This window comes from Nocardioides bigeumensis (assembly GCF_039531755.1).
Classification (GTDB): Bacteria; Actinomycetota; Actinomycetes; order Propionibacteriales; family Nocardioidaceae; genus Nocardioides; species Nocardioides bigeumensis.
In genome coordinates this window covers 22,809-38,619 of the sequence record NZ_BAAAQQ010000004.1, presented here as the reverse complement: position 1 = coordinate 38,619, position 15,811 = coordinate 22,809, and the positions used below count along the sequence as shown (strand labels likewise).

The following is a 15,811-nucleotide window of genomic DNA, read 5'->3' as shown; positions in this document are numbered from 1 at the left end:
TTCCCCGCCCAAGCGGGGAAGCTACCCCCGTGCCCCGGACGTGCTAGCTGGCCTTCTTCTTCGCGGCCTTCTTGGCGGTGGACTTCTTGGCGGTGGCCTTCTTGGCGGTGGACTTCTTCGCGGTCTTCTGCGCCGCGGTCTTCTCGGCCGGCTTCTCGTCCTCGGACCCCTTGTCGGCAGCGCCTTCGCCGCGGGAGCTCTGGGCGGCCTCGACGGAGCGCTGCAGGGCGGCGAGCAGGTCGACGACCTCGCCGGAGGACTTGGTGGAGGTGGCGGTCCTCTTGACCTCCCCGCCCTCGATCTTGGCCTTGACCACCGCGTTGACGGCGTCGGCGTAGTCGTCCTCGAACTCGCTGGCGTCGAAGTCGCCCGCCAGCGTCTCGACCAGCATGTTGGCCATCTTGACCTCGGCCGGCTTGATGTCGCCGCCCTCGATGTTGAAGTCGGGCCGGCGGATCTCGTCGGGCCACATCATGGTCTGGAGCACGATCACGTCGTCCTTGACGCGCAGCACCGCGATCGTCGTGCGGTTGCGCAACGCCACCGTGACCACGGCCATCCGGTCGGCGTCCTTGAGCGCTTGACGAAGCAGGGCATAGGGCTTGGCGCCGGTCTTCTCCGGCTCGAGGTAGTAGGACTTCTCGAGCGTCATCGGGTCGATCTGGTCGCTGGGCACGAACTTCTCCACCGCGATCTCGCGCGAGGACGTCGACGGCAGCTCGGCCATGTCCTCGTCGGTGAGGATGACCATCTCGCCGTCCTCGGTCTCGAAACCCTTGGCGATGTCGGAGTACGGCACCTCCTCGCCGTCGATCGAGCAGACGCGTTGGTACTTGATGCGGCCGCCGTCCTTGGCGTGCACCTGGCGGAAGGACACGTCATGGGACTCGGTGGCGCTGTAGAGCTTCACGGGCACGCTGACCAGCCCGAACGAGACCGCGCCCTTCCAGATCGCACGCATGGGGCCAGTGTGGCACGCGGCAGGGACGGTCGCCTCGCACTCAAAGGTGGTCTCGACCCGACCAGCGACACGCGAGAATGGCCCCATGCGTCCGATGCTCGCGTCCAAGGGGACCCACGTGCCCACCGGCGACGAGTGGGTGCACGAGGTCAAGTGGGACGGCGTCCGCGCGCTCACCGACGTCCGCGACCGGCGCGTGCGGATGTACAGCCGCAACGGCAACGACATCACCATCGCCTGGCCCGAGCTGAGCACCTCGCCGCTGGCCGACCGCGACGTGCTCGTCGACGGCGAGATCATCGCGCTCAACGAGCACGGGCTCCCCGACTTCCGCGTGCTCCAGGACCGCATGCACGTGCGCAACGCCACGACCGCGCGGCGGTTGATGAGCACCGTGCCGGCGACCTACATGGTCTTCGACCTGCTCCGCCTCGACGGCGAGGACCTCAGCGGGCTCTCGCTCGACGAGCGGCGCCGACGTCTCGAGGGGCTCGGGCTCGGCTCGATCGAGGGGGGCTCGGCCTGGCAGGTGCCGGCGGTGTACGACGACGGCGCGATGCTCTTCGACGCCACGCTGCAGCAGGGACTCGAGGGCATCGTCAGCAAGCGCCGCCGGTCGACGTACACCTTCGACTCGCGCACCCCCCACTGGCAGAAGTTCGCGCACCGGCTGAGCGCCTCGTTCGTGGTGGGCGGCTGGCGGCCGCAGGAGGGCTCGTCGGCCGGACACCTCGCCGCGCTCCTGGTGGGGGAGCCCACCGCCGACGGGTTGATGTACCGCGGCCGTGTCGGCAGCGGGATCGGCGGCAAGGCGAGTCGGCTGCTGACGGGGCTGCTCGCCGGCCTCGCCCGCACCGACAGCCCGTTCGACGACGAGGTGCCCAGGGTGGACGCGCTCGGCACTCACTGGGTCGACCCGGTCGTCGTCATCGACGTCGACAGCCACGCGACCGCGCGCAACCAACGGCTGCGGCAGCCGTCGTACCGCGGCGTCCGCAGCGACCTCACGGCGGCTGATCTGTGATGGCCCCCGAGAAGTCCGGCACCGAGGTCCACGTCGACGTCGAGGGACGCACGCTCAAGCTGAGCAACCTCGACAAGGTGCTCTATCCCCAGACGGGCACGACGAAGGGCGAGGTGCTCAACTACTACGCCCGCATCTCCCCGACGTTGCTCCCGCACCTCAAGGACCGCGCCGTCACGCGCGTGCGCTGGCCGCACGGCACCCACCAGGCCAGCTTCTTTGAGAAGAACGTGCCGGCCGGTACGCCGTCCTGGGTGCGCACGGCCAAGGTCCCGACGACCGGCAGCCGGGGACCGTCGCGCAACGGCGACACGCTTGTCTTCCCCATCGTCGAGGACCTGGCGACGCTGACCTGGATGGCCAACCTGGCCGCGCTCGAGCTGCACGTGCACCAGTGGACCGTCGGCAAGAACGGCCAGCCCAAGAACCCCAACCGCCTCGTCGTCGACCTCGACCCGGGTGAGCCCGCCGGCCTGCACGAGTGCGCCAAGGTGGCGTTGCTCGTGCGCGAGAAGCTGGCCGAGCGCGACCTCGAGGCGACGGCGGTGACCAGCGGGAGCAAAGGCATCCACCTGTACGCCGGGTTGCCCGGCAAGCTGAACTCCGACGAGACCTCCGCGCTGGCCAAGGAGATCGCCGAGGAGCTCCAGGGCGAGCACGGCTCCCTGGTGACCGCCACGATGACCAAGTCACGCCGCACGGGGAAGGTCTTCCTCGACTGGTCGCAGAACGCCGGCTCCAAGACCACGCTGACGCCGTACTCCCTGCGCGGGAAGGACAAGCCGACCGTGGCCACCCCGCTGTCGTGGGAGGAGGTCGAGGCGGGCGCCGAGGACCCGTTGGACCTCGAGCAGTTCCGCTTCGAGGCGGTGCTGGAGCGCGTCGACGACCTGGGCGACCTCTTCGACGCGCCTTGAGGCTGTCTCGCGCTGCGGCTCGTCGTCCGCCGGAGCGAACCATTCAGCGCCCGACAGCGTCGTAGTGAGCACAGACCCGTCCACCTGCGCCTCCCGGATCTCGAGGACACATGAACCGACTGCACCTCCGCTTGCTCGCAGTGATCGCCCTCGTGGCAGTTCCGACGTCGGTGCTGGGCGGGCCGGTCGCGCCCGTCTCGGCGGCGCCTGTCTCGGCGGTGCCTGTCTCGGGGGCGCCTGTCTCAGCGGCGAACAGCCTCACGTGCCAGGGCCTGGCGGCGACGATCGTCGGCACGGCCGGCGACGACGTGCTCGCCGGGACGCCCGGCCCCGACGTGATCGTGGCGCTGAAGGGTGACGACACCGTGAACGCCGGAGCGGGCGACGACATCGTGTGCGGTGGCCGTGGGACCGACAAGCTGGACGGCCAGGACGGCAACGACCGGCTGTACGGCGAGCGCAACGGCCTGCGTCCCCGCGAGGACCAGCCGGCCACCAACGTCGGCGACGTCCTCGCCGGCGGCCCGGGCGACGACGTCATCGACCCGGGGTGGGACAAGCACACCGACGTGGGCGGCGGCTTCCTGCCTGACACCATCAGCTACCGCGACTCCCTGGTGGGCGTGATCATCGATCTCGAGCGTGGCATCGGCTACGGCGAGGGCACCGACACCATCCTGCTCGAAGGCCGTGTCGAGGTGCACGGCAGCGACTTCGACGACGTCATCATCGGCACCAACCGCATCGACTCGATCGTGGCGTTCTCGGGCGACGACTTCGTCGACGGACGCGGGGGTCGCGACAACCTGGTGGACCAGCAGGACATCGGCTCGCCGAGCGCGACGCGCGACGACGACTACTTCTCCGGCGGCGCCGGCAACGACAACATCGAGCCCGGGCGGGGCACCGACACCTCGCGCGGCGGGCCCGGCGACGACCGGATCGAGGACCTCTTCGGTCCCTCCATCGTGGGGGGAGGCACGGGCGACGACGAGCTCTCCGTCGCCGTGGTGGTGGACCAGGACCTCGAGACCCGAGTCCAAGGCAACTCCGGCCAGGACGAGCTGAACATCTCGGTCAGCAAGGGCGGCACGCTCGCCCGCTCGACGACGGGGACCGTGAACCTGAGGCGCGCACGCATCGTCGCGTCGACCGCCGGCAACGAGCGCGCGAGCGGTTCGGTGAGCGGCGTTGAGATCGTCGGCGTGCCAGAGGGCACGTGGCAGGTGCGTGGCACGAGCCGCGACGAGACCGTCTACGGTCCGTTCCTGGACGAGTCGCGCGTGGTCGCACGGATGGGCGGCGGTGACGACCGGGTCTTCGGCGGGCCGGGCGACGACGTGATCGACGGGGGAGCGGGCCTCGACTCGGCCCGTCCCGGGGGCGGTCGCGACACGTGCCGCTCGGTCGAGTGGTCTCCCGCGCAGGACCCCTGCGAGAGCTGAGGCGCAGCCTGGACGGTCAGCGGCGACGCTGGCACGGTGGCCTGCGTGAGCGGCTGGCGAGACGACTTTGACGGACCCGAGCTGGACACCTCGGTCTGGGTGCCGTCCTACCTGCCGGTGTGGTCGTCCCGCACAGCCGCGGCGGCGTCGTACCGCCTCGAGGACTCCTGTCTCGTGCTCGACCTCCCGCAGGACCACCCGCTCTGGTGTCCTGAGGAGCACCCGACGCCGTTGAGGGTGTCCGGGATGATGTCGGGCAACCACTCGGGACCTGTGGGCAGCACGATCGGTCAGCAGGCGATCTTCGTCGGTCAGAAGGTGCGCGAGGAGCAGGAACGCTTCGAGGGCTTCCTGACCGACGGCGGGCACCTGGAGGTGCGCTGCTCGATGGACATCACGCCACGCTCGATGGCGGCGCTGTGGCTGTGCGGCTTCGAGGACGAGCCCGAGAGGTGCGGCGAGATCTGCGTCGTCGAGATCTTCGGGAACGCCGTGCGTGACGGGTCCGCTGAGGTGGGGATGGGGCTCAAGCAGCTCCGCGACCCCCGGCTCGTCCACGACTTCGCCGCGCCGCGGCTCCCGATCGATCCCTCCGAGCTGCACACCTACGCCGTCGACTGGGACGCCGACGAGGCGGTGTTCACGGTCGATGGTGAGCTCGTGCGCCGGACGCCGCGGCCGCCGGCGTACCCGCTGCAGGTCATGATCGGCGTCTTCGACTTCCCCGACGATGCCACCGGGGACCCGGCCGTCGACCGCCACGTGCCCTCGATGCGCCTCGACTGGATCAGCACCCGGCCGTCCTGAGCCGACCGGTTCGGTCGGGCGGGCCGGAATGCCCGCGTCTGCCGCCTGGTTGTCACCGGTCGTGCCCACTTCGACGCCGCGCCGGATCCCCGTGCTCCTGGGCGTGCTGTTCGGCATCGCCGGGATGGGGTCGTCCTCGGCCACGATCGTGCTGCCCGGGCTCGCCGCCGACCTCGGCGTGAGCGTGGGCGTCGCCGCATGGTCGATCAGCCTCTACGTCCTGACGTTGGCCATCACGACCGCGCTCTACGGCCGCGTGGCCGACCTGGTCGGCATCCGCACGCCGTTGCTCGTCGGGCTGTCACTGATGGTCGGTGGCGCGCTCGTCGCTGCGGTGGCGCCGACGTTCCCCGTCCTGCTGGCGGCGCGGCTCTTCCAGGGAGCCGGGGCCGCGGCGATCCCGACGCTCGGCATGGCGATCCTGACGCTGCGGTACGACGGCGCGCTGCGCGGGCTGGCGCTCGCCCGCCTCGCGGGGACGGCTGCGGCTATCACCTGCCTGGGCCCGCTGGCCGGCGGCCTCGTCACCAACCTGCTGGGTTGGCGTGCCGTGATGGCGATCCCGGTCCTCAGCACGGTCGTGCTTCCGTTCCTGTGGCGTGACCTGACTCGCGGCGGCACCGGCGACCGTCTCGACGTCCTCGGCGCCGCCCTGGTGGCCCTGACCGCCGGCGGTGGCGTGCTGCTCGTGCAGTCGCCGACGACCGGCGTGCTGGTGGCCGTGGTCGGTGGTCTGCTGATCGTGCTGGGCATCCCTGCCGTGGCCGCTTGGGTCCGCCGCCGGCCCGACGGCTTCCTCCCGGAGACGGTGATCCGCAACCCCACGGTCGTCCGCGGCGCCGCGGCCGCGGCGGCGGTGCCGGCCGCGTGGTTCGGCTCGCTCGTCGGCGTGCCGGTGGTGCTCGTCCACGCCGGCTGGGAGACCTGGCAGGTGGGGGTGCTGCTCGTCCCCAGTGCTGTCATCGCGCTGATCCTGCCGCGCTTCGTCGCGCCGGTGCACGTCCGGATCGGGGTGCCTCTCACCCTCGTCGTCAGTGGCGTGCTGGCTGCGGTCGCCCTCGTCATGGCGGCACTCGGCACGTCGTGGGTGTCCGCACCGGTGCTGGTGTTCTCGATGGCGCTGGTCGCGGTGGCGTTCGGCTTCGGTCAGCCCACGCTCGGCGCCGCGGTCGGCGCCGCCGTGCCCAGCGACGTACGCGGCGTCGCCCTCGGCATCGCCACCCTGGTGTTCCTGGTCGGCGGGAGCGTCGGCTCGGCCGCGGTGGCCGGCCTCGGCGACCTCTTCGGCATCCCGGCCAGCCTGGCGCTGCTCGCCCTCCTGCCCCTGGCGGGCGTCCCGCTGCTCCGCCCTCTCGTGCGCGAGGACCGGGTGGCACGGGAGCTTGTGGACCATTGAGGCCGGGCACAATCTCTGACTAAAGTCAGAGAATGGACGGCACGGAGACCCTGCGGCGGTTCAACCGCACCTACACCCAGCGCATCGGCGCGCTCGACGAGTCGTTCCTCGGTCTGGGGCTGCCCCTCGGGGCAGCGCGGCTGGTCTTCGAGATCGGGTCGGCTCCCTCCGGCAGGGGCGGGGCGACCGTCCGCGAGCTGCGCGACCGGCTCGACCTCGACTCGGGCTACCTGAGCCGGTTGCTGCGCACGCTCGAGGCGCGGGGGCTGGTCGACGTGCGGCCCGACCGCAGCGACCGGCGCCGCCGCTGGGTGACCCTGACCGCGCGCGGCCGGTCGACGCGCCGTCGGCTCGACCAACGGTCCGAGGAGCTCGCCGAGGCCCTGCTCGCGCCGCTCACCGAGCGGCAGCGCGGCCGCCTGGTGGAGGCGCTGGCGGCCGCCGACCTGTTGGTCCGGGCCGCCACGGTGCACCTGCGCGACGTCGACCCGGCCGCGCCGAGCGCCGTCGAGGCGGTCGAGCACTACTTCGCCGAGCTCGACCGGCGCTTCCCAGGAGGCTTCGACGCCACCGACGCCCGCGCTGACGACGCCGTCGCGATGGCGCCGGGGCGGGGCAGGTTCGTGATCGCGACCAGTGACGGTCGACCGGTGGCGTGTGGCGGCGTGCAGACCATCGACACGGCGGCGTACGGCTCGGTCGCGGAGATCAAGCGGATGTGGGTGCACCCCGACTGGCGCGGAGCCGGGCTCGGGTCGCGGCTGCTGCGCCATCTGGAGGCCGTGGGTGCAGGGCTCGGTCACGACCGCGTCGTGCTCGACACCAACGGCACGCTCGGCGAGGCGATCGCGATGTACGAGCGGGCTGGTTACGCCGCCATCGAGCGCTACAACGACAACCCCTACGCGCAGGCGTGGTTCGTGAAGGCGCTCCAGGTCCGGCCCCAGACTCCGGTCCCGAAGTGCTGAGACCCCCGAAATGCTGGGGCGCCGAAATGCTGGGGCGCCGAAATGCTGAGAGGCAGGGTGCTCGGTCCCCCCGAACCAAGCACCCTGCCTCGTTGCAGCTCACTACAGCGTGGTCGCAGAGCGACCACCGCGGTTGCAGTCCCACAGTCCCCCCGGATCTGTGGAGCCACGTCTTCTCAACTTCGCGAGTCCCCCCGGATCTCGCGTCGTTAACGCCAATGAAACGTCATGAATGTGGGTCCATGATGCGAAATGACGAGGATTTCCTCGATTTTTTCTCTGTAGGCAGCGAAATCTGCCGTGAACCGTCTAGGCGACCGTCAAGTTCGCACGTTCAGATCGGGCTCTGACCCGCTGACCAAGCAGCCGGGCCGGGGCGTCCAGCCGCGAAATGACGCTCAGTGAGCCCATCTGCTCGCGGCGGCGACGTCCTCGGGGGCGACCCCGTCGAAGCGCTCGATCTCGGACTCGCGGACCGCTCGGATCCCTGTCACCAGCGCTGCGCCCAACCCCGCGGTGAGGATCTCGTCGGCCAGGAAGGCGTCCAGCGCGGCCCGCAGGTCCACGGGGAGCCGCTGGACCCCCCGTTCGGCCAGGACGTCGTCGCCCAGCGACGCCGGGTCGACGTCGACGGGCGCCGGGAGGCGCGCGCCGCTGTCCAGGCCTGCGGTGCCGGCCACGAGCAAGCCGGCGAGCAGGAGGTAGGGGTTGGCGTGCAGGTCGACGCACTTGACCTCGAGGTTGGCCGCCGAGGACTCCTGCCCGGCCGACCCGGTGACGAACCGCAGCGCTGCCTCCCGGTTCTCCAGGCCCCAGCAGGCGTAGGCCCCGGCCCAGTGCTGCGGCACCAGCCGGAGGTACGACGCCGCGGACGGAGCCCCCAGGGCGAGCAGCCCCGGCAGGTGCTCGAGGATGCCCGCGGCGAAGCCTTGGCCCTCGTCGGTCTGGCCGTGCAGCCCCTGCTCGTCGCCGCTCATCAGGTTGCGAAAGTCCCGCGAGAGGCTGAGGTGCACGTGGCCGCCGTTGCCGACCCCGGCCGCGTCGACCTTGGGGCTGAAGGACGTGCGCAGTCCATGGCGCAGCCCGACCGCGCGGATGGTGTGCCGCACGAGCACGCTGGTGTCGGCGGCCCCGATCGGGTCCTCGACCGCCACGGACAGCTCGAGCTGGCCCGGCGCGTACTCGGGGTGGAACTGCTCCACGACCACACCCTGGCCCGCCAAGGTCGTGAGCACGTCCCGGCAGTAGTCCGACAGCTCCGCCAGCCGGGTCAGCCCGTACGCCGGCCCCAGCGTGGCGGGCGCGTGCTCGTCACCGGTCCCCGCGGACACCACCCACTCGATCTCGTAGGCGGCGCGGACCGAGAGCCCACGCTCGGCCAGCGAGCCGACGAGTCGCCGCAGGAGCAGCCGGCTGTCGGCGGCGTACGCCGCTCCTGACTGCTCCCAGCGCTCGCCCGGCGCCCAGGCCCAGCCGGGCTGCGCCCCCAGCACGACGAGCCGGTCGAGGTCCGGGACGATGCGGTGGTCGCCGACCGGTCCCTCACCCGTCGCAGGCGCGGCCACCCAGTCGTCGCCGCGGAAGAAGTCGAACGACGGGGAGAAGCCGACGCCCCACGAGGCGAGGTAGGGCAGCCGGTCGAGCGGCACCGACTTCGCGCGCGAGATGCCGGCGTTGTCGACGAACGACGTCGCCACTGCCACGATGCCGGCATCGGCGAGACCGGGCACCAGCTCCTCAGCGTGGACTCGTCGACTCTCGCGCTCGGCCTCGTCCAGCACGGGCTCGGTCATGTCGGGCTCCCTCCGGCACCGGTGGACAAGAGAATAGGGCGGCGACCAGACTCCGAACGTGCACCGCGGCCTGCGTCCCAGCCTCTCGGTCTGGCAGGCGGTCGGCATCTCGGTGGCGCTGATGGCGCCGTCGATGGCGGCCAACATCAACCCCCAGGGCACGGCGGGCCTGGTCGGCCGGGCGACGCCCCTGGCCTTCCTGCTCGCCGCCATCGCGGTGCTGCTCATCGCTCACGTGTTCGTCCGCCTCTGCCAGCACTACCAGCACGCGGGCTCGGTCTACGTCTTCGCGGGCGCGACCCTCGGCGCGCGGGCGGGAGCCGTGGCGGGCCTGGGGCTGATGGGCACGTATGTCTTCTACGCGTTGGTGACAGCGTCGGCGACCGGCATCTTCGGCGCGTCGTTCCTCGACATCATCGGCGTCTGGACCGACCAGCCGTGGTGGGCGGGCTTCCTCGTCGGAGCCGTCGGCCTGCTGCTCGCGCTGGCGCTCACCGTCGTGCCCGCCCGCCGCGCGGCGAGCATCCTGCTCACGGTCGAAGGCGCGACCGTCGCGCTCATCCTGGTGATCGCGGCGGTCGTGCTCGTGCGGATGCTGGCCGGTACGGCGCCGGGCGACGCGTCGTTCACCTTGGACGTCTTCAAGATCCAGGAAGGCACCGACTCGTCCACGCTCTTCCTCGGCATCATCTTCGGCCTGCTGTCCTTCGCGGGCTTCGAGGCGGCGGCGACCCTCGGGGAGGAGGCCAGGGACCCGAGGCGCGACATCCCGCGGGCCATCCTCTGGACGGCGCTCTTCGGCGGCGTCTTCTTCACGGTCGTCACCGCGATCGAGATGATGGCGTTCACCTCGACGCCCGAAGGGGTCGAGCGGTTCGTCTCCTCGCCCGCGCTGATGGGTGAACTGGGGGCGTCGTACATCGGCGCGTGGATGGGCGACCTGATCACTCTCGGCGCGTGCATCAGCGCCTTCGGCTGCTGCCTGGCGTGCGTGGTCGGGGCGAGCCGCCTGCTCTTCGCGATCACCCGCGACCTGTCGCCCGGGCACGCGCTTGGCCGCACGGGCGGCAACGAGACGCCTGCCGCCGCGGCCGTGGCGGTGGCCAGCGCCGTGGCCGCGATCGCGCTGGTGTGCGCGGTGTTCTTCGACGCCGAGCCGTTCGACACGTTCTTGTGGAGCGGCACGATCGGCACGCTCATCCTGCTGGTCGCCTACGTGCTCGCCACCCTGGGTCTGCTCAAGCTGATCCTCGTCGACAAGCGGATCCGGGTGCCGGCGTACGAGGTGGGCGTGCCGGTCCTCGCGCTGGTGATGCTCGGCTACACCATCTATCGCAACGTGATCCCCTATCCCACCGAGGGCTCGCCGCGGTGGTTCCCGGTCGTGGCCTTCGGCTGGCTCGCGCTCGTCACGGTCGTCGCCTTCGCGGTGCCCGGCTTCGCGCAGCGGCTCGGTGTCGGGCTGGCCACGCTGGACCGCGACGAGACCGCAGATCGATGACCTCTCCTCCCGCATCGGTGCTCCCCGACTGGGGCCCGCTGGTCGACCACCACTGCCACGGGCTGGTCCTGACCGACCTCGACCGCGCGGGCTTCGAGGCGCTGATGAACGAGGCGGTGGGTCCCTCGCCTCTCGGCACCACGCTCTTCGACTCGATGCTCGGGCTGGCGATCCGGCGACACTGCTCCCCGCTGCTCGACCTCGAGCCGCTCGCACCGGCCGAGGCCTACCTCGCCCGACGGCTCGAGCTCGGCGCCGCCGAGGTCAACCGCCGCCTGATGTCCGCCGCCGGCATCGACACGCTTCTGGTCGACACGGGCCTGGGGGAGGGGGTCATCTGCGGGCCGGACGAGCTGGCGGGCATCGCCGGCGGCACGGCGCGCGAGATCGTGCGGCTCGAGCAGGTCGCCGAGCAGGTGCTGCGAGCCGGCACGTCCGACTTCGCCGGTGACGTCGTCGCGCGGCTGCGGTCGGCGCAGGGCGCCGGCGCCGTCGGGGCGAAGTCGATCGCGGCGTACCGCGTCGGCCTCGGGCTGCCCGCCGCCAAGCCCTCGGCAGTCGAGCTCGATCGCGCGCTGGCTGGTGCCAGCCCCCTCCGCCTGGTGTCGATGCCGGTGAGCGCCTGGCTCGCGCACACGGCGCTCGAGCTCGGGCTGCCCTTGCAGTTCCATGTCGGGTACGGCGACAGCGACCTCGACCTGCTCGACTGCGACCCGCTCCGGCTGACGGCGTTCCTGCGCGCGACACAAGAGCGTGGGGTGCCGGTGCTCCTGCTGCACAGCTACCCCTACCACCGCAACGCCGGCTACCTGGCCCAGGTCTTCGACCACGTCTTCCTCGACCTCGGCCTGTCGACCCACAACACGGGTGCCCTGTCGCGCACCCTCTACGCAGAGACGCTCGAGCTCGCGCCCTTCGGCAAGCTGCTCTTCTCCACCGACGCCTACGGACTGGCCGAGCTCTACCTGATCGGGGCGCTGCTCTTCCGCGCCGGGCTCGGTGGGGTGCTCGACGACCTCGTCGCCGCTGGTGACATGACCGCCGCCGACGGGGCGTACGTCGGCCGCCTGGTCGCCGGCGACAACGCGCGCCGGGCGTACGCCCTCGACTGAGGCCCGCGCTCGTTCAGAGCGTGCCGACCAGCAGCCAGCGCACCTCGACCAGCCGGGTCAGGAAGGCCCGTTCGTCGAGCCGCTTGCGCCGCAGCCACCCGGTGACCTCGTCGTTGCACTTGCTGGCGTTGCAGCTGCGGCACGCGGGCACCACGTTGTCGAGGGTGTAGCGGCCGCCGCGCGAGATCGGCAGCACGCAGTCCTTCTGCAGGGCGCTGTCGGGGTTGCCGCAGTAGGCGCACCCCGCCCACGCCTCCATGAGGGCCAGCCACTGGGTCTCGGTGAGGTCGTTGATCGCTGCCGCCACCCGGCGCCGGCGGCGCTTGGCGATCCGCGCCTTTCGGGTGACGGGCCGTCGGGTCGGGGTGGCAGGCACCCGCCGAGCCTAGAGCGATCGGCCGGTCTCCTCGGGGAGGCCGAGCGCACGTGGCGTTGAGACAGACGGGTTCTGGCCGCAGATCCGGCCTGGGCCACCGCCCGCTGCGGTCACCGTGCGAGCCCGGTGACCAGTCACCGTCCGGGCTGTGGACGACCGAGGGCACGGCTACCGCGGGCTGTACTACGTTTGGCCCGCCAGGCCTGGTCGAGCTCCTGACCGCTCCCGCCCCCGGATCGTCTGGCAGCACGCGTGGCGTCGTCCTCGGACGCGCCATCTCGGGAAGGGCAGGAGCGATGTCGCGCACCTTTCTGGCTGCACCCATGCCTGCGACGGGGCCTGCGACGGGGCCTGCGACGGGGCCTGCGACGGGGCCTGCGACGGGGCCTGCAGCGGGGCCGGCAACCGGGCCGTACGGGGCCGACCCGGTCGAGCTGGTCGAGCACCTCGTCGCGCGGGTCCAGGAGCTGGTCCGTCGTGAGGCGGTCGACCCGCAGCACGAGACGGTGCTCGTCCGCCGGATCGCCGAGGGCGTCGTCCGCGTCCACGACGACGTCAGCCTGACCGGCGCGGTCTCACCGGTGTCCGACCCCGAGGCGATGATCGACGAGCTGGTGGCGCGGGTGGCGGGGTTCGGTCCACTCCAGCCGCTGCTGGACGACCCCGCCGTCGAGGAAGTGTGGATCAACGACCCCAGCCGGGTCTTCGTCGCCCGCCGTGGGCGGCACGAGCTCACCAACCTGGTGCTCAGCACCGCGCAGGTCGACGAGCTCGTGGAGCGGATGCTCAAGAGCAGCGGTCGCCGCATCGATGTCAGCAACCCGTTCGTCGACGCCATGCTCCCCGAGGGCCACCGGCTCCACGTCGTCCTCGACGGGATCAGCCGGGGCTTCTCGGCGGTCAACATCCGCAAGTTCGTGCTCCGCGCGGCACGCCTGGGCGACCTGGTCGAGCTCGGAGCGCTCACCGCCACAGCGGCCGCGTTCCTCGAGGCGTCCGTTCGCGCGGGCCTCAACATCCTGGTCAGCGGCGGCACCCAGGCCGGCAAGACCACCGCGCTCAACTGCCTGGCTGCCGCCATCCCCGGCAGCGACCGGGTGGTCAGCGCGGAGGAGGTCTTCGAGCTCCGCTTCCCGCACCCCGACTGGGTGCCGCTCCAGACGCGACAGGCCGGGCTGGAGGGCACCGGCGAGATCCGTCTGCGCGACCTGGTGAAGGAGAGCCTGCGGATGCGGCCGAGCCGACTCATCGTCGGCGAGGTCAGGGCCGAGGAGTGCCTCGACCTGCTGTTGGCGCTCAACTCCGGCCTGCCGGGCATGTGCACGCTGCACGCCAACAGCGCCCGCGAGGCGCTGGTCAAGATGTGCACCCTCCCGCTGCTGGCGGGGGAGAACATCGGCGCCAGGTTCGTCGTCCCCACGGTCGCCTCCTCCGTCGACCTCGTCGTGCACCTCGGCCTCGACCCGCATGGCGTACGCCGCGTCAGCGAGATCGTGGCTGTTCCCGGCCGCGTGGAGAACGACGTGATCGAGACCGAGACCGTGTTCGAGCGTCCGCCGGCACACCGGGGCGAGCTCCGGCACACCGGCGGGATGCCGCCGCACATCGAGCGCTACGCGCAGGTGGGCATCGACGTGCACGGCATCCTCGCGGGCGCCGACCAGGGCCGCCACGCCCCCGGGGAGGCCTGATGGGCGCCGTGGTCGGGCTCGGCGTGGGGATCGGGCTGATGCTGGTGTGGTCGGCCTTCGCCCTGCCGAGGCTGCCCCGCGCCGCGACGAGCGGTCCGCGCCCCGGCCGGCTCGCGACGCTGCTCGCTCGTGCCGGCCTCGGACAGGTGGCCGTGAACGGTTTCGTCGTCCTCTGCCTGACCTGCGCAGCGTCGTCGGGACTGGTGCTGCAGGCGGTGTCGCGCACGCCGCCGGTGGCGGTCGTGTTCGGCATCATCGGCGGCTACCTGCCGGTCGCCGTCGTCTCGGGTCGAGCGCGCAGACGACAGCGTGAGTTCGCCGAGGTGTGGCCGGAGGCGGTCGACAACCTCGCCTCCGGGGTCCGCGCCGGGCTCTCCCTGCCCGACGCGCTCGGCGCATTGGGCACGAGAGGTCCGGAGCCGCTGCGGGAGCCCTTCGCTGCGTTCGCGCTCGACTACCAGGTGTCCGGTCGGTTCGGGGAGAGCCTGGACCGCTTGAAGGACCGGCTCTCCGACCCGGTCGGGGATCGCGTGGTCGAGGGACTGCGCATCGCCCGTGAGGTCGGGGGAGGCGAGCTCGGTCGCCTGCTGCGCAACCTGTCGTCCTACCTGCGCGACGAGGCTCGCACCCGCTCGGAGATGGAGTCACGCCAGTCCTGGACGATCAACGGCGCTCGCCTCGCGGTCGCAGCGCCCTGGTTGGTCCTGCTCTTCATGGCGTTCCGTCCCGAGGTGATCGGGCAGTACGCCTCAGCCGGCGGCGCCTTCGTCCTGGTGCTCGGCGCCGCGCTCTGCGTCATCGCCTATGCGCTGATGATGCGGATCGGCCGGCTCCCCACCGAACGGCGGATCCTCACGTGACGACGACGATCTGGGGCGCGCTGCTCGGCGCGCTCGCTGGCACGGGCGTCCTCGTCGTCGCCGCACGCCTGCGGGAGCACGGCCGGACGCGCATGGCGACGCGCGTGCTGCCCTACGTCCGGGACCTGCCGAGGATCGGCGCCACACCGGCGCTCGCGGTCGCGACAGCGGCGCCGGTGTCCGTGGTGTCGGGAGTCTTCGGGCCCCCGCTGCGCAGCGCCGCGGACGCGGTCGAGCGCGTCCTGGGCGGCGCCACCTCGGTGCGCCGACGGCTCGACCGGGCGGGCCTGGACAAGACCGTGCACGACCTGCGCATCGAGCAGGTGATGTGGGGCCTGGCGGCGTTCGCCGCGGCGGCCGTGTGGAGCCTGGTCCGGGCCGTCTCCGACCCGTCCAGCCTGGTCTCGTCCTTGCTGCTCTGCGCCGCGGCGTTCGCCTGCGGTGTCCTTGGGCGCGACCACCACTTGAGCAGCCAGGTGGCCGCGCGGGAGCGGCGGATCCTCCAGGAGTTCCCGACCCTCGCCGAGCTGCTGGCGCTCGCGGTCGCCGCCGGTGAGAGCCCGGTGGCCGCGCTGGATCGCGTCGTGCGGCGCAGCGGCGGCGAGCTCTCCCGCGAGCTCGGTCGCGTGTTGGCGGCGATCCGCACGGGCGAGCCGGTGGCGGCGGCGTTCGACGGCCTGGCCGCCCGCACCGGCATCGCGCTCGTCGCCCGCTTCGCCGAGGGGGTCGCGGTCGCCGTCGAGCGCGGCACTCCGCTCGCCGAGGTGCTGCATGCCCAGGCGGCCGATGTGCGGGAGGCGGGGCGCCGCGGACTGATCGAGGCGGCCGCCCGCAAGGAGGTCTTCATGATGGTGCCGGTCGTGTTCCTCGTGCTGCCCGTGACCATCCTCTTCGCCTTCTGGCCCGGTGCCGTCGGCATCGGCTTCAGCACTCCCTAGACCAGCGCTGCATCAAGGCTGA

The 15,811-nt window shown here is 71.9% G+C and carries 14 protein-coding genes; 11 read left to right on the top strand and 3 right to left on the bottom strand.

The window, feature by feature from the left end; translation table 11 throughout:
* Window positions 1-43 precede the first annotated feature (43 nt).
* Window positions 44-961, bottom strand: coding sequence for a non-homologous end joining protein Ku (gene ku, locus ABD295_RS06480; RefSeq protein WP_344302856.1), 918 nt, complete (start codon window positions 959-961; stop codon window positions 44-46).
* An 85-nt stretch (window positions 962-1,046) separates the two neighbouring features.
* Between ku and ligD (ABD295_RS06475) the strand changes: the two genes are divergently transcribed.
* The 6 genes from ligD (ABD295_RS06475) (at window position 1,047) to ABD295_RS06450 (ending at window position 7,518) form a co-directional block, all read left to right on the top strand.
* The gene (gene ligD, locus ABD295_RS06475; protein ID WP_344302855.1) at window positions 1,047-1,985 is read left to right on the top strand and encodes a non-homologous end-joining DNA ligase; all 939 of its coding nucleotides are present in this window, start codon (window positions 1,047-1,049) and stop codon (window positions 1,983-1,985) included.
* Complete coding sequence (gene ligD, locus ABD295_RS06470; RefSeq protein ID WP_344302854.1) at window positions 1,985-2,902, top strand: non-homologous end-joining DNA ligase; 918 nt, start codon at window positions 1,985-1,987, stop codon at window positions 2,900-2,902. Before ligD (ABD295_RS06475) ends, ligD (ABD295_RS06470) begins: the two co-directional genes overlap by 1 nt.
* Before the next feature lie 110 nt (window positions 2,903-3,012).
* Complete coding sequence (locus ABD295_RS06465) at window positions 3,013-4,347, top strand: calcium-binding protein (protein ID WP_344302853.1); 1,335 nt, start codon at window positions 3,013-3,015, stop codon at window positions 4,345-4,347.
* Window positions 4,348-4,392: 45 nt separating this feature from the next.
* Entirely contained in the window at window positions 4,393-5,154 is a 762-nt protein-coding gene (locus ABD295_RS06460; protein WP_344302852.1) for a glycoside hydrolase family 16 protein, read from the top strand.
* A 61-nt stretch (window positions 5,155-5,215) separates the two neighbouring features.
* Complete coding sequence (locus ABD295_RS06455; RefSeq protein WP_344302851.1) at window positions 5,216-6,550, top strand: MFS transporter; 1,335 nt, start codon at window positions 5,216-5,218, stop codon at window positions 6,548-6,550.
* 32 nt (window positions 6,551-6,582) lie between these two features.
* Window positions 6,583-7,518 carry a bifunctional helix-turn-helix transcriptional regulator/GNAT family N-acetyltransferase gene (locus ABD295_RS06450; RefSeq protein WP_344302850.1) on the top strand — a complete coding sequence of 312 codons (936 nt, stop codon included), beginning with the start codon at window positions 6,583-6,585 and terminating at the stop codon, window positions 7,516-7,518.
* Window positions 7,519-7,916: 398 nt separating this feature from the next.
* On the opposite strand, the gene ABD295_RS06445 is transcribed toward ABD295_RS06450, so the two are convergent.
* On the bottom strand, window positions 7,917-9,311 hold the full coding sequence (locus ABD295_RS06445) for a type I glutamate--ammonia ligase (protein ID WP_344302849.1): 1,395 nt from the start codon (window positions 9,309-9,311) through the stop codon (window positions 7,917-7,919).
* A 58-nt stretch (window positions 9,312-9,369) separates the two neighbouring features.
* Here ABD295_RS06445 and ABD295_RS06440 point away from each other — a divergent pair, with 58 nt between their 5' ends.
* Window positions 9,370-10,812 carry an APC family permease gene (locus tag ABD295_RS06440; protein WP_344302848.1) on the top strand — a complete coding sequence of 481 codons (1,443 nt, stop codon included), beginning with the start codon at window positions 9,370-9,372 and terminating at the stop codon, window positions 10,810-10,812.
* Window positions 10,809-11,924 (top strand): amidohydrolase family protein, encoded by a 1,116-nt coding sequence (locus tag ABD295_RS06435; RefSeq protein WP_344302847.1) that lies wholly within the window; start codon window positions 10,809-10,811, stop codon window positions 11,922-11,924. Before ABD295_RS06440 ends, ABD295_RS06435 begins: the two co-directional genes overlap by 4 nt.
* Before the next feature lie 13 nt (window positions 11,925-11,937).
* Here the strand turns inward: ABD295_RS06435 and ABD295_RS06430 are convergent, their stop codons facing one another.
* Window positions 11,938-12,300 (bottom strand): HNH endonuclease, encoded by a 363-nt coding sequence (locus tag ABD295_RS06430; RefSeq protein ID WP_344302846.1) that lies wholly within the window; start codon window positions 12,298-12,300, stop codon window positions 11,938-11,940.
* 323 nt (window positions 12,301-12,623) lie between these two features.
* Here ABD295_RS06430 and ABD295_RS06425 point away from each other — a divergent pair, with 323 nt between their 5' ends.
* Genes ABD295_RS06425 through ABD295_RS06415 form a run of 3 tightly spaced genes read left to right on the top strand, consistent with a single transcriptional unit; the run spans window position 12,624 to window position 15,789 of the window.
* Window positions 12,624-13,991 carry a TadA family conjugal transfer-associated ATPase gene (locus ABD295_RS06425; RefSeq protein WP_344302845.1) on the top strand — a complete coding sequence of 456 codons (1,368 nt, stop codon included), beginning with the start codon at window positions 12,624-12,626 and terminating at the stop codon, window positions 13,989-13,991.
* A complete protein-coding gene (locus tag ABD295_RS06420) occupies window positions 13,991-14,851 on the top strand; it encodes a type II secretion system F family protein (RefSeq protein WP_344302844.1) in 861 nt (286 codons plus the stop codon). Before ABD295_RS06425 ends, ABD295_RS06420 begins: the two co-directional genes overlap by 1 nt.
* Complete coding sequence (locus ABD295_RS06415; RefSeq protein WP_344302843.1) at window positions 14,848-15,789, top strand: type II secretion system F family protein; 942 nt, start codon at window positions 14,848-14,850, stop codon at window positions 15,787-15,789. Before ABD295_RS06420 ends, ABD295_RS06415 begins: the two co-directional genes overlap by 4 nt.
* The last annotated feature ends 22 nt before the right edge of the window (window positions 15,790-15,811 follow it).

What these genes read in the sequence shown, in the direction of transcription:
- ku (WP_344302856.1), bottom strand. Translation starts at nt 961, where the DNA reads ATGCGTGCGATCTGGAAGGGCGCGGTCTCGTTCGGGCTGGTCAGCGTG.
- ligD (WP_344302855.1), top strand. Translation starts at nt 1,047, where the DNA reads ATGCGTCCGATGCTCGCGTCCAAGGGGACCCACGTGCCCACCGGCGAC.
- ligD (WP_344302854.1), top strand. Translation starts at nt 1,985, where the DNA reads ATGGCCCCCGAGAAGTCCGGCACCGAGGTCCACGTCGACGTCGAGGGA.
- ABD295_RS06465 (WP_344302853.1), top strand. Translation starts at nt 3,013, where the DNA reads ATGAACCGACTGCACCTCCGCTTGCTCGCAGTGATCGCCCTCGTGGCA.
- ABD295_RS06450 (WP_344302850.1), top strand. Translation starts at nt 6,583, where the DNA reads ATGGACGGCACGGAGACCCTGCGGCGGTTCAACCGCACCTACACCCAG.
- ABD295_RS06445 (WP_344302849.1), bottom strand. Translation starts at nt 9,311, where the DNA reads ATGACCGAGCCCGTGCTGGACGAGGCCGAGCGCGAGAGTCGACGAGTC.
- ABD295_RS06435 (WP_344302847.1), top strand. Translation starts at nt 10,809, where the DNA reads ATGACCTCTCCTCCCGCATCGGTGCTCCCCGACTGGGGCCCGCTGGTC.
- ABD295_RS06425 (WP_344302845.1), top strand. Translation starts at nt 12,624, where the DNA reads ATGCCTGCGACGGGGCCTGCGACGGGGCCTGCGACGGGGCCTGCGACG.
- ABD295_RS06420 (WP_344302844.1), top strand. Translation starts at nt 13,991, where the DNA reads ATGGGCGCCGTGGTCGGGCTCGGCGTGGGGATCGGGCTGATGCTGGTG.